This is a genomic window from Sphingobacterium sp. UBA7253, assembly GCF_002472745.1.
Lineage (GTDB): Bacteria > Bacteroidota > Bacteroidia > Sphingobacteriales > Sphingobacteriaceae > Sphingobacterium > Sphingobacterium siyangense.
Map to the genome: position 1 here is coordinate 1 of NZ_DKSP01000246.1, position 14,117 is coordinate 14,117.

10 protein-coding genes are annotated in these 14,117 nt (G+C 44.2%); all 10 read right to left on the reverse strand.

The window, feature by feature from the left end; translation table 11 throughout:
• Window positions 1–922 (reverse strand): hypothetical protein (locus tag B2X72_RS25805; protein WP_286852043.1); only part of this gene is annotated, 922 nt, incomplete at its 3' end.
• Window positions 923–973: 51 nt separating this feature from the next.
• Window positions 974–2,248, reverse strand: a complete 1,275-nt coding sequence (locus B2X72_RS25810) for a M28 family metallopeptidase (protein WP_286852044.1) — start codon at window positions 2,246–2,248, stop codon at window positions 974–976.
• Window positions 2,238–4,085, reverse strand: a complete 1,848-nt coding sequence (locus B2X72_RS25815; RefSeq protein ID WP_286852046.1) for a CocE/NonD family hydrolase — start codon at window positions 4,083–4,085, stop codon at window positions 2,238–2,240. Before B2X72_RS25815 ends, B2X72_RS25810 begins: the two co-directional genes overlap by 11 nt.
• A 50-nt stretch (window positions 4,086–4,135) precedes the next feature.
• A complete protein-coding gene (locus B2X72_RS25820; RefSeq protein ID WP_286852047.1) occupies window positions 4,136–5,605 on the reverse strand; it encodes a glycoside hydrolase family 28 protein in 1,470 nt (489 codons plus the stop codon).
• A gap of 11 nt (window positions 5,606–5,616) precedes the next feature.
• Window positions 5,617–6,342, reverse strand: coding sequence for a glycosyl hydrolase family 28 protein (locus B2X72_RS25825; protein WP_286852049.1), 726 nt, complete (start codon window positions 6,340–6,342; stop codon window positions 5,617–5,619).
• Between the two features lie 10 nt (window positions 6,343–6,352).
• Window positions 6,353–7,837: a glycoside hydrolase family 28 protein gene (locus B2X72_RS25830; RefSeq protein WP_286852051.1), complete on the reverse strand. Its 1,485-nt coding sequence runs from the start codon at window positions 7,835–7,837 to the stop codon at window positions 6,353–6,355.
• A gap of 3 nt (window positions 7,838–7,840) precedes the next feature.
• Complete coding sequence (locus tag B2X72_RS25835) at window positions 7,841–10,705, reverse strand: glycosyl hydrolase (RefSeq protein ID WP_286852053.1); 2,865 nt, start codon at window positions 10,703–10,705, stop codon at window positions 7,841–7,843.
• Between the two features lie 7 nt (window positions 10,706–10,712).
• A complete protein-coding gene (locus B2X72_RS25840; protein ID WP_286852055.1) occupies window positions 10,713–11,543 on the reverse strand; it encodes a sugar phosphate isomerase/epimerase family protein in 831 nt (276 codons plus the stop codon).
• Complete coding sequence (locus tag B2X72_RS25845) at window positions 11,537–12,358, reverse strand: phytanoyl-CoA dioxygenase family protein (RefSeq protein WP_286852057.1); 822 nt, start codon at window positions 12,356–12,358, stop codon at window positions 11,537–11,539. The genes B2X72_RS25840 and B2X72_RS25845 overlap by 7 nt, the downstream gene beginning before the upstream one ends.
• A gap of 170 nt (window positions 12,359–12,528) precedes the next feature.
• A complete protein-coding gene (locus B2X72_RS25850; RefSeq protein WP_286852059.1) occupies window positions 12,529–14,115 on the reverse strand; it encodes a RagB/SusD family nutrient uptake outer membrane protein in 1,587 nt (528 codons plus the stop codon).
• Window positions 14,116–14,117: the final 2 nt, after the last annotated feature.

A 14,117-nucleotide genomic window follows, 5' to 3' on the forward strand; every position in this document is an offset into this window, starting at 1 on the left:
CCAAGACAGAATAGCTCAATGTCTTTATGGGCTTATCAACAGCAAATGACAGTACGCCATGTTTTCTATCGAGATAAAATTCACCTACAGTGTCCAATTCCACCAATAGATTTATACCCCGCCATTGCCTGTATTTTTTCTTATAGTCAAAGCCGTACAATGTGGGTTCCTTTGTTGTTATTGTTTTTTTGTTTTGATCAATGGTCTTGACACGTACCATATCATCGGCATAGCCCCATTTGAAATAACCCGCAATCCAAGGGTCATCTTCCTTTGCCCAGGCATCGATACGTGATTCTTTATACTGAAAAACACCGCCACGATTACTCGAATCCCGATTCCGTGGAATGGAACCTGTATCAATCACTTTCCCCATAGGCACCATTCCCTGATTGGGCCAACGCGCCAGATGAAAAGCTATGCCGTCCACAAATAATTCGCCCGGAGCATTGCCACTGGCTCTGGAAAAACCAACCTGGCGCAACTGTCCCAAGTCCTTGACACCATGTTCCAGTAAATTCAGTTGATAGAAATTGATCGATCCGTTCTCGCGTGTACGGAACAAACCTGTTGTCGACAGCGGAATGGAGCCTTTAAAAATAACCCTTTCATTGCCATAAGCCTGAATGATGGTATGGCTGTCTCTTTCATCCAACGAAATCCCCGAATCAAAGAAATAAGTTCCTCCACGGAGAAGCACGAAGGCTGTACGCTCCGGCTTCTCCCCCCGCTGTGTGCGCAACAACGTTAGCGCTTGAGCGACCGACGCCAAGGGATGCGCTAGTGAACCGTCTCCATGTTCACTTCCGTCAGGTGAAACAACCAATTGCAGTTGGCCGAAGCTATAAAATGGAATGAAGTAAAACAAACTATACCAGAAAATCTTCCGTGCTAAGGTCAACGCTCTTCTAAGATGCTTCATATCGAAAAATTTAACAGATTATAGTCCCCAATTAAAGATTATAGTCCCCAATTAAATGGTGCCAATAAAATCAACCATGAGCCTTACGTACTCATTAAACCGCGTAAAGGGCAACGTTTCGTATCGATCGTAAATATCATGATAGGCATCAATGCCACCCAGGGTATAGATGAAAAACGAAGGCACTCCCTTTTCATAAAAAGGATAGTGATCGCTCCGGTTCATTGGTCCACGCACCTTTACCTGAGGTAGGTATTTTTTTCCCGTATTGATTGCTGTAAGTCGTTCGAATTGTTCTTTAAATATCGTGCCGTTCACCACTTGAATGCCATCATCGCCTGTGCCTGCCATATCAAAATTAAGCAGGAATTTAATTTTTTTGAGGTCAATAAGTGGATTCTTAGCAAAGAAACTCGAGCCTAGTAAACCGCTTTCCTCGCCCGAAAAGGCCAAGAAAACCATGTTATAACGCGGCGGATGCTGCTGATAGTAGCGTGCCAGATAGAGCATGAGCGCAGTACCACTGGCATTGTCATTGGCACCGGTAAAAACAGTATGTCTACCGATCGCCCCCACATGATCATAATGCGCCGTGATGACAATCGTAGAGTCCGATGCACTGGTTCCCTTCAGCATACCGCAGACATTATTTGTCGTATAGTCTGGCTGAAAGCGGGCATGGATTGCCAGATTGATCTGCTTCCCCTCCAGCGCTACAGCAGCATTATTTTTCACATAAACAATTGGTCGATTGAGCTGACTGGTAGCTCCCCGCCAAAGTAGCTTTTGCTTGGTTTGCACCAGAATCCCACGATAATGCCCCCCTTGGGCAAGGCGCAGCAAGGCAGACCGGAATTGGTCTGGCTTCATTGTTTCCAAAGCCTTGCGCTCATCAAGTACTAGAAATTTGTGTTGAAATGCAGTATTTTGCATCAGTTTATCCAAAGCATCCGTATCAGACGATATCATGACCTCCGTCAGTCCAAATTTCCCGTTGAGGGACGGACTGGATGCTTCAATCAATACCTGTTCACCCATACGGAGTTTTTGGCCATCTATCGTAATTTTAACATCCTTAGGAAATACGTTTGCGGGCATTACAAAAGGTTGATAATAATGATCGCTCAAAGGCAGCAATCCGCTCTTTTTAAACTCCTTCGCAATAAAAGCGGCGGCCTTTCGATCACCATCAAACACATATCCACGACCTGCATAGGCTTTGGATGCCAGCTCCTTTACAACAGCTCGCGCATAGTCGACCTGCGCCCGTAGCGAAAAGCTGGAAATAAAGAAAAGAACAAAACAATAACAATACTTAATTTTCATGAGACGTAACAATAGGTAATGAAATAAAAGAAGCATATTGCCCCTGACAATAGATCCGATGTTCCTGCGTCTTGAAGTCTTTGTCGGCAGCCTCATAAATATTCATAAACTGCTGCGGATTTCGATCAACCAAAGGAAACCAGGAACTCTGTATCTGCACCATAATCTTATGCCCTTTTTTAAATACATGAGCAGCATCCTGCATATCGAAACGTACTTCCTCAATCCTGTTGGGTTTCATCGCTTCCGGATGAGCAAAGCTTTTTCGATATTTGGCCCGCATAACCTCCCCACGAATCAGACATTGACAATCCGAAAGTTTATCCCCTTTTTTGTACGGATGCACATCGATCAGTTTTACGACAAAATCGGCATCACTGCCGGTACTGCTGACAAACAGATTCGCCTGAATATTCCCCATCAACTTTACATCCTGTTCTAAGACTTCAGTTTCAAAGACAAGCACATCTGGTCGCTGCGCGGCAAAAAATTGATCTTCATACATGTATTTATAGCCGCGCAAAACAGTTTTTTCCCGTGTATAGGGAACAGGTTTGCTGGGATCAGAAATATAGGAGACATAGGGAGATGCCGATTTGGGAGCTGGCTTCAAACTCAATTTTCTATCTGCTGTAAGAAATAAGGGCTGTGACCGTACCTCTTCCACAGGCCATGTCCGGTGTGAAGACCAATTATTCTCGCCTGTTACAAAAACTGTAGCTGCAGCAAGTCCGTCTTTACCCTGCCCTTTGAGATGGCTTACAAAGAAAGGAAGTTCAATCTCTTTCCGATAATAACTGGCTGTATTTTGACCAAAATCCAGGCTATCCAGTTGCCTGCCACTTCCCCTAGACCAGGAACCATGATACCAGGGGCCCATCACTAGTTTTACACGATCCGGCGCAATTTTTCGTAGTGCCTGATAGGTTTTCAACGGTCCATATAAGTCCTCTTGGTCAAACCATCCACCAACAACAAGCACCTGCGGTTTCAGCTCGCGAATTCGAGAAAGATAGGCTCGCGAGGTCCAGTAGTCATCATAATTTGGATGAGACATCATTTCGTTCCAAAGGATGTTTTCGCCCTTTAAATACTGCTGATTGAGATTGGCTAGTGCACCTGCTTTCAGAAAAAAGGAATACGCTTGATCTGTTCCATAATTGGAAAATCCCGCTGGCCCCTTGCTGCCGATAGAATCGCGTTTTTTTCCAAACGAGGATAGAAACGAAAAACTCCCCATCAACATAAAAGCCCCATTGTGATGACGATCATCCCCTAAAAACCAATCCGTTACCGGTGCCTGCGGAGATACGGCCCGCAATGCAGGGTGTGAATCAATCAGTGACATCGATGCGTACATCCCGGGAGAAGAAATACCCCATATCCCCACGTTACCATTCGATTTCAGCTGTTTCACGAGCCAATCAATTGTGTCGTAGGTATCTGTTGATTCATTGACCGCTCCTGGCGCATCCGTATAGGGTCGATTGGCAATAAAATCTCCTTCAGACTTATATTTTCCCCTGACATCCTGGTAAACGAAAATGAATTTTTCCTTCACAAATTCCATGCTTGGACCGATCGGAATTCGAAAATTCTGTTCCCCATAAGGTGCAATACTGTAGGGTGTCCGCATCATCATAATAGGATAACTCTTTGCCGTATCTCTGGGGGTGTAAATCGCTGTATAGAGCTTTTTTCCATCCCGCATGGGAATATAAATTTCCTGTTTTGTGTAATGTGCATAAACATAAACAGAATCCTGCGCTGTGTTTTGGGCGCGTAATCCCAGGGAGAGTATCAAGCCTGTTAAGGCCAGCATCAGGTGTAATCGCATAACATTCAATTTAACAGGTTATATCTTGGCCAACAAGTTACGTATTTCCGCTAAGGTTTATTTTTTTTTGATCCCTGCGCTACCAATTCTTTCTTTCCCTTTGCTCCCTCCTGCTTTACCCTGGACAGTGCATATCCATTGACATCATCCAGCACCAACATCGGTCTATAATCCGGCGCCCTCAATTTGAGGACGACCCCTTCAAAATGTATGTTTTCTGCATGTCGAATATAAAAACCCCAGGCAGGAAGCTCTTTAAATTGGGAAAATTCGGGATAAGATGCTTCCATTTCGGGAATACTGTCGAGATCCGTTCTGCTCGTCCCCCGATAGGCATAGTGGGGGTTAGAGCCACCCGGGTAGCTGATTTCGATATTCCTAAAGGTTACATTTCGGATGGGCGCATTTTTCAGTCCTACAATACTCGAGGGTGATGGATTGCGCGGATTATCTTCAATAGGTCCTTCGTAGGAATAACCGCGGTCTGGTTTCTCTTTTGCCACCTCAACTTTTACGTTCTGAATCACAACATTATTAATGGAGCCGATGCGTTCTTTATTCCAGCGTGCGCCAATGCGCAAATAAAAAGGGTTCCCCGTGTTAAATGCTGTCAGACTATCGACAAGAATATCTTCTACTATGCCGCCATCGGGAGTTGCAATCGTCAAAGCCGAACGAAAGGTATCATAGACTTTATTGTTGATGATACGAATGCGTTTATAACCGCCAGCCGAAACAGTGCCGAATTTAATACCATTTGCACTCGACCGTGCTGTACAATTGCGGATCTCAACATCTTCACAGCTCTTCGTTGCATCATGCGACTTTAGGCATATTGCATCGTCCGAAGCATCGATAAAAGAGTTGAGCAACTTAAAGTTACGACAATCGACAATGTCGATACCATCATTGTTCCAAAAAGCCTTGCTATCAACTGTGATGCTATCTACGACCGTATTGACACATTGATCATAGACCTGAACCCAGTCAGCTGAATTTTTGATGGTGACACCATGAATACGGACATTTTCGCAAGAGCGCATATAAATGGCCTTTGGCCTTCTATTGCGCGGGCGATCATAGTCTAAGGGATCTTTGAGCACGCCGCTCTGGATCTGTGCAAGCAAATTATAAGCAACTTCACGCCCTTGCCCGTCAATAACTCCCTTCCCTTTAATGGTGATATTTTTAGCGTCCTTTGCATAAATCAAAGCACAATTCGGGACATCGATATTATAGTCATAAATATTGGTTGAGCCGACTAGGATTGCGCCTTCTTCGAGTTGAATATGCACATTCTCTTTGAGCACGACGGTCCCCGTCAGATAACGTCCAACGTAGAATCGTAACGTCCCCCCGCCCTGCTCATGAATAAAATCAATTGCTCTTTGTATAGAAGTGGTATTTAATGTTGTTCCGTTCGATTTAATGCCAAAAAGAGAAGCATTGTATTCTTTCGCCTGTAATGTCAGTATACCACCATAGAGGAGGATCATAACAAGAATAAGTTTAATTTTCATAAACATCCCATTTATAATGTTTTACCATTAGCCAACCGGCTATTTTCTTTGATGACCTGCTGACTCCCCTCTGATTCAACCAATGCCCTGCCAATGGCCTGAAAGAAAACATTGGACAGACGCACCGTTTTGGAATTGCTGACATACACACCAATGCTGCCCGGACTATTTATATCCAATGCGCTTAGGGTAACATCCGCACACTGATCAATAAATTGTGCTGCTCCGAGCAGGTTCAATTCCATTATGCCGTTGATCTGGATATTTCTAGAAGCTTTCAAATAAATTAGGCTAATGTCTTCCGCTTTTTCAGATAGATCAATGTTTCCTTTCTGTCTTAGCGCTGCGACCTGGCTACGCAATAAAGACTGCTGCCCATCAATGACGCCTTTCCCACCAATCTGAATATTAGATTGACCGACTGCGACAATAAGAGCTCTCTTGCCATCCTGAAGGCTGTAATCAAATATGTTGCTGCTGCCAACCAATACAGCGCCCTCATGCAGTTCGATGAATACATTGGATTTTAAACTAAATGTTCCCGTCAGATAACGTCCGACATAAAAATGTAGTTTACCGCCGCCTTTTTTGGCAATATAATCAATGGCATATTGTATAGAACCCATATTATTGGTTACACCATCGGACTTACAACCGAAAAGCGATGCATTATAGTCCTGAGCGAACAGCTTGAAGCAGCTCGCCCATAACACGATCAAAAATAGATACTTCTTCATGTTAGGCTGTCTAATTAATTTGGACATCTTTTGTTTGATATAAATGGAAACTGTCTTTTAACCGATCTCCATCCAAATAGGATTTAAAATCCCAGGCTCCCCCAGTGAGGTCATCGGCAACAATCGTGGGCCTGTAATCTGCACTTTTAATACGGAAAGTCACATTTTTTAAATTGATCTGTTTGGCATGACGGATATATAATCCCCAAGATGGCAACTCTTTAAACTGTGAAAATTCTGGATAAGCATTAGCCATTTCGGGTATGCCATCCAATGACTTAGGATCAGTCCCGCGGTAAGCATATAACGGATTTCCACCTCCGGGATAAATGATCTCTATATTCTCCAGCGTAACATTTTCGATCTTATGATCAGGTAAGCCGATGATGCTTGCCGGAGAAATATTCCGGGGCATATCTTCTACGGGTCCCTCATAACTATATCCCAAATCCGGTTTATTGGCAGGTACCTCTGCATATACATTGCGAATCGTTATATCTTTCATAAAGGGTTTCTTTCCCTTGCTCCAGCGATCGCCAATACGCAAGAAAATGACATTACCGGTATTGATACTTTTGACACCGTCCACCAGGATATTTTCGACGAATCCACCATCTACGGCAGCAAAAGTGATTGCTGATCGATACGTATCATAGACCACGAGGTTCCTGACAACAAAATTTCGGAAACCACCACGGGAGACTGTCCCAAATTTTAGGGCACTGGCACTGGAGCGCGCCGTACAGTTTTCGACCAGCACATTCTCACAGACTGCATTCGCATCGTGTGACTTAAAGCAGATGGCATCATCAGCCGCATCGAAATAGCAATTCCGGATCACGACATTCTTACAGTCTACCACATCGATGCCGTCATTATTCCAATACGATTTACTGTCTACATAAATACCTTCCACATGGAGGTCTTCACATTGGTCGTAGGTCTGATTCCAACTACCGGGATCACGTAAGGTAATATCCTTAATCAGTACATTTTTACACTCCCGGAAGTAAATATTTTCGGGGCGGTTCCACTCCCGCAATCGATCTAATTTAAGTTCATCCTGCACAATTCCCTTATGCACATTTTGAACGGCATTCATTGCCGTCTGAAAACCGCGGCCATTGATCGTTCCTTTGCCGATAATACCAATATTCTGTTGTCGAATCGCGTAGATCATCGACTGCCAGTTGACGACGGTATCTTTATGGTAATCAAAAGGATTGTTGGACCCCAAGAGATTTGCTCCCTGATCCAGTTGTAAGGTCACATTGGACTTCAGATAAAAAGATCCCGTGATGTAGTTGCCTGGGGTAAAGATGAGCTTCCCACCACCTTTGGCTGTAATATAATCAATGGCGGCCTGGATAGACCGTGTATTCAGTGCTTCACCATCACCGCGAATACCAAAATCTACAGCTTGATAATCCTGCGCTGCGACCAGCCTGACTGTTAAAGCCTGGATGATGAAAAGAAAAATAGGTAATATTTTCATGATTTAGCTTGTATATAAAGTGACTGGACCGATCAGGCCCATAGATTGTATTTCCTGCTCCCGACCTTTTCTATTGACCCAATATTGCGCATTTTCATTATCCTTCAACGTTTTCAAATAGTTTCCCATGGTGGTCGTAATACGCACTTCGATCTGGTTCTCCCCATTTTTTAACACGGTAGCGAGGTCGTAAATCCGCCTTCCATACCATTTTACACCAAGTGATTGGCCATTGACAAAAACCTCAGAAACTCCCGCTACCTTTCCAAGATTCAACAGGCATTGCCCTGCTGCAGACCAGTTAAATGAACGCTGATAGATTGCTGTTCCTGAAAACCACATCAATTGTTCATCCTCTTTAAAGTCCATCAGCCGCGGTAGTACCAGTTGTTGGGATGTACCTTCCTGTTTATGTTTTAATTCCACTTTCCACTGGGTACTCAAATCCAGGACATGGCTTCCAGTGGTTGCCAAAGGCTGCCAAACCGTACCTTCCCGATGGTTGTCAAATACAAAAAGAAAAGCATCTGCAGGTCCCATATCCAGTAGCAAACTATTTTCACGATCCAAGATTACCCGAGAACGTCTGCCCGTATCCAGATCCCATAGCCAGCATGTTTTCTTTCTGATTTCGGGAGCAATAAAAGAGATGTTTAGTCTTGCACTATTCGCCCGGTGCGCATTCTGGATAAAATAGCATTCACTACCATCATCCCGAATAGAACGCATCTGCATCACATAACGGTTAGGCTGATCGATATGCAGGTAATGGGGTAACCTAAACCGCTGCATGGCCAAATGGTACCAGTCCATAAAGTTATTGTCCTCAGGTTTAGACGTGGCAATAAATCGATCTGGATAGGATTGCAGCTTACGCAGTATAGCTTGCACTTCGGCATCATTTTTTACCTGATCTTGCAATCCCAAGCTCATCTGTGGTAACGTTTCAATCGCCACAACACGCCCACCGGATTGAACAAACTCAAGGAGGCGAGCCATTGACTTCGGCGAAATCCGTTTGATACCGGGCAAAAAGAGCACGCTATATTTTCTTTTGCCATAACATAGATTTCCCTTCTCTATCTTACAATCCTGCAGTATCATCTCCGTTATATAATCTGCATTCCCACCATTTTTGCTGATAGCTTCCCAAAGTAAGGAAGTATAGGGGACATTCAATTTCTCAGGAAAGGGATCCGTTTGCACGCCGTTCTCCGTCCAGAGATCATAATTGGCGGGTAAAATGGCCATATCAGCGAAGTAATCGCCCTGCTGCAGCTGCGATGAAAGGCGGGCTTTGTAATTATTTAAATAGTTAAAATAGGGCCACCAGTTGTTGCGTTCATTATAGAAAGAGCCATATTGAATCCACCCAGGAAAAGGAGCTTCTAAGGGCGAATAATTAAATCCATGCCAAACAGAATGTGTAATCCCGGTCATTGCACTCTGATCTGATCCCAGCTTTAACAATTCGAGCTGCGTATTAAAAACAAGATAAGTATTGGTCATCTCCTCACAGCTTACAAGCCGTTTTCCTTTCAGATGTGCTGCGGAGGAGACATATTTATCGATCATGGTATAACCACGTCCCCGACGATAGTCTTCATCAGGCATCTCTTCACCCAGCTTATGGCGCAAATAATTTGTTGTCCACGATTCCCCTTCCGGAATATCGTAGTCCAAGCTGCTTTCCAATGGAAAAAAACCTCTTCCATAGGCTTGCGCGCGCGATTTCACCCCTAGGGAACGACACCAATTAACATAGGTATCCGTAAAACGTTCCTTCAATAAACAGGCTTTGGTATATTCATAATCGAAACGTACACGGTTTAGAATCTCGGTAAGCTCCGCTCCTTTCTTTGCACCATAGTTTTCGTCGACCACGGCGCCCAAGCGCCCGACCTTAAATAAGATAAAAGGCAAATAAGGCATAATATCGTAACCGCGACGGCGCTGAAACTCAACAGCAAAGTCATCACACCAATTACAACCTTCGAGCTCCATGCTGTCGGTAAACAATGCCCGCACATAGTTCTTTAATGGCCCTATCTGCTGTTGCATTTGTGTAGCCATGCGCTCCAGGTAGCGAGACACGGTCGCCTTATCCATGTGATTGAGTATGGAGCCCGCTGCGCCCGGGGCGCCATTGATGACGGAGGCAAAAGCTTTAAATTTCACCAAGAAATAGAGGATATGCTTTCCGGGAGGAACAGGGATTTCAATTTTATCTTTACCAATTTCTGCCGCATAATCAACCGCATCATCGATAGAAAGCATCGGATCGTTAACCAATTTGATGGCGAGGATTTCGGGATTGCGCAATGGATTTTTATCCGTTACTGCAGGGTCTATCATATTAAAAACATGGTAGGGTCGGACAACATAGGTTGTGGGGCCCTCGATGGGTTCACAATGTACCAGAACTACCTGAGCGGTTTCATCTTCCCGGAGATCTTCCGAACCAAAGGGCCAGCCGGACCCAACGATGAGATCGGTGGTCATACCCATCTTTTTTGCTTCATTGGCTGTATACTGCACCATCTCTACCCATTCTTTGCTCAGCCATTTTAATGATGGAATACCCATATCGTCGGTACGCTTCGGAAAGGAAATGGGATTGATTTCCACTCCACCTATTCCGGCATCCTTTAAAAGCTTCAGTTCGCGGAGCAGTTCATTTTTATTGATTTTATTTCCATTCCACCACCAGCGCACAAAAGGTCTTTGTGTAGTCGACGGATTTTGAAACAGTGTATAATAGCTTTCCATATCCACCGATTCCTTGCCAAATGCATTTAAATGCTTGGCAAATAAGAAGGAGGCCCCCAATAAACTGCTTTGCTGTAAAAATATTCTTCGCTTCATCATGCTGAAATTAGGTTATAAGGTGCCTTGACAGGTAGTTTTTCATCCATAAGTTTTGTTTCCATTGGCGTTCACAATCGAGCGCTTGATTCCCTGAGGGGATGAGATACGGTGGCGGACCAAATTCAGTCGTCATGGTCAGCCGCGCATCGGGCTTATTGAGGTCTATCCAGCGTTGCCAGACAGCGCAGTGTGTCGCGACAATATCCCGATAGATTTTTTTTCGAACATCGGGCAGCTGGGATCCCTGGCTATGTCCAATACGGGCATGTACATGTTTTACATGGGACAACAGGCGGTTCAATTCCTCCTGCCGATCTTCAAGAAAACTCTCCGAGACACAGTACCAGTGAGAGATATCCAAGGTCAGTTTCAACTGCGGATATAGTTCCGCCATTGGCGCCACGGTATGCAGTCCATAACTCCATTTATTACGGTGAGTTTCCTGCAAAATTTCGATCCCGTATTGCTTTTCAACACGCGTACAAAGTTGTAGCCCTGTAAGCACATCGTCAGGCGAGAAATATTCCCGTCCCATCTGCACGGATATAAAAAGTGGAGCGAAATATTTTTCCCCGAGCTTTCCATAGTAGTTCAACTGTTCTTCCAACAAGGCAAAGTATGCACTGATTGAGTTCGCTTTTTTTTGAACACAGGTCACAATCGTGTAGCTGAGCTTATACTTTTGCAACAGTTTTACGACCTTCTCCGGATCGGTATCTTCGCCAAAAGGAAACCATTCGACCCCTACATAACCAGCCTTCACTACACGATCCAGAAAATCTTCCCATGCAACATGCTCATTTCCCCAGCGTGGATAAAAAAAATCAAGTTTTACCATCCTGCATGGTAGATTAGCGGATTTTGTTCGTCATTATTCAACAAATCCCCGACCGCTAAGGTTGCGCGATAATCTTCCGGTAAAATATTCGCTTGTCCATTGAATACATTTCCGTCAGGCATGTAAGCACAGGTCATAGCTCTTCTAAACCCGTTGGTCATGTTAGGTCCTGCCCCATGAATCGTCAATCCATTATGGAAAGTACAACTTCCGGCTTTGAGCGGAGTAGCCACCGGATTTACCCGTGCAAGCTCGGGATAGTGTTCGAAAATTGTCCCCATATTTTTTCCGATACCCAAATTCTCAAATCCGGTTAGCTTATACGATTGCGGAACAAAATACATGCAACCATTTTCCAGTGTGGAGTCATCGAGTGCAATCCATATGGAAAGTGCGTTTCGATCAGCAAATGACCAAAAAGGCGTATCCAGATGCCAAGCGGTAGGATTCGCAAATGGACGTTTAAATAGCGCTTGGTCATGCCAGATACGGATACCGTCAACACCGGCCAGCTTTGCCGCCATTTCTCCAATCCGCTGATCGACCATTAGCTCCTTCACTTGTTCGCTGGTCTGCCAAAGGTTTAACAATTGATCAAACACTTTTCCAAAGTAGTCTGCATCCTTATTGATACCATCATCTTCGCCAACTTTGGCTTCCTTTCCGGGCATTTTCTGACCTGCGCGCTGCTCTACAGCTTCAAATACAATTGTACGCCAGGTTTCAAGCTCCTCGGGATTTAAAAAATCTTCTATAACGATGTAACCATTTTCTTGGTAAAAGGCTATCTGTTCTTCAGTCAATTGGTTCTTCATATCATTAAATTTTAGGTTTTGTCGAAGTAATCTATAGTACTTGAAAATACACAAGATCAGCTACAGTTGTATCCTGAACTATCCTGTATTTTTAGGGAAGTACCAGCAAGGACGATTACGATCCTTTCTGGTACTTTTACGAAATGAAATCATTAAATCTATTGGCTCATTTAATTCTGAACCATCTTATTATTATATAACATTTCATCCAAAGGTATCTGTAGCGTCATTTTACTAGCAGGATAAGTTGATTTATCCACATGTGTGGCTGAGCCAGCACGGTCGACAGCAATGTTCCAGCGTTTATTGTTATAGAATTCACGTCCTCCCTCACCCCAGAGCTCCAACCGCGTTTGAAATTGCACCATCTCCAAGGTCGATAAACCCTGCATGGAAGTATAGTTGTCACAGGTCAATGTGGTCTGCCCAACTTTCGTTCGTGCAGCCAATAAGGTGTTCAACGTTTGTTTCGCACTTTGGTCATCTTTATTCTGTGCCTGCGCTTCAGCTTTCATCAGTAATACCTCCGAACTGCGCATATAATAACAACTTACTCGTCCAACATTCTTCTTATCGTCACTTCCCAAGCCATGGGTGGCGGCAAACTTGAGATTGGTATACATCGGAATAGTTCGTTTATCACCATTGGTCGGGTAAGTATAATCCCCCCAATCCGATGCCATAAAGCAACCCATGCGATAGTCCCGGTTATCAATTTTGGTATACAGCCGATTGTCAATCCGCTGGAAACCTTGCCCAATTCCGCCGTTTCCTTCGGCGAAAGGATTCATCCACCAATTGTGTACGGTAACGGCTTCTCCAAGCGCAAAACCAAACAACACTTCGGGGTTAATGGCTATATTGAGAAAACCATTTTGCTCGGGTCTCATTTCAGGCGCCGCCTGCGTTCCTTTATTCGTGGCACCATAGCTTGCCTGGCTCATTAACGTTGGATACTTTGTCAGTATTTCATTGCTGGCGCTTATCGTCGTGTTCCAGTCGCCGGTCCACAACGCGACTTTTGCCTGCATAAAGTAAGCTACACCAAGATCAAAATCGGAGGGGTCTGTTGTAAAGCCAATTCCCGCTTCTTTAAAAAGCCGGATCGCTTCATTGATATCGTTTTTGATAAAAGCATAGGTCTCATCCGCAGTAGATCGGGCCTTGCTTTCCTGAACCGGAGAATAGGTATCATAAAGCGGCATGCCTAATTTGGCTTTTCCTCCCTGCTGGTAGGCATTCTGATAGTTTTCCATCAGGTAATTATAGGCGTAGGCACGCAATATCAGTCCGCGGCCTTTGTATTCCTGTAATTTTTTATTCGTACCGACAGTCTCCGGATTAAGGTAGTTCAGCATTTTATTTGCTGTATTGACCATATTCCAGGCATAATTCCAATACGGGGTATTCTTGTCTGAAGCATCTGAAATAAAATCCAGCAGATTATACTCGTCGGAGCCAAATATATTAAGCAATCTATTGCCGAATACAATATCATTGCCCTCGAGGTTCCGCATCACATCAAATCCCTGGTTGCTTCCATAACGTGACTCGGATGATAATGCCCCAAAGTTGACCAGTTTAGGCATATTGTTCGCCATACCGCCCAATACAGCCTGAATTTTCTTCTCATCACCACTTTCGAGTAGTTTCCGGATCTGTTCATCCGTGATACTATTTGGGGGTGCAATGTCCAATTCCTTACTACAAGAAAACAATAATGTCACCGCCAATGCACATAAAAATATCTTTTTCATAA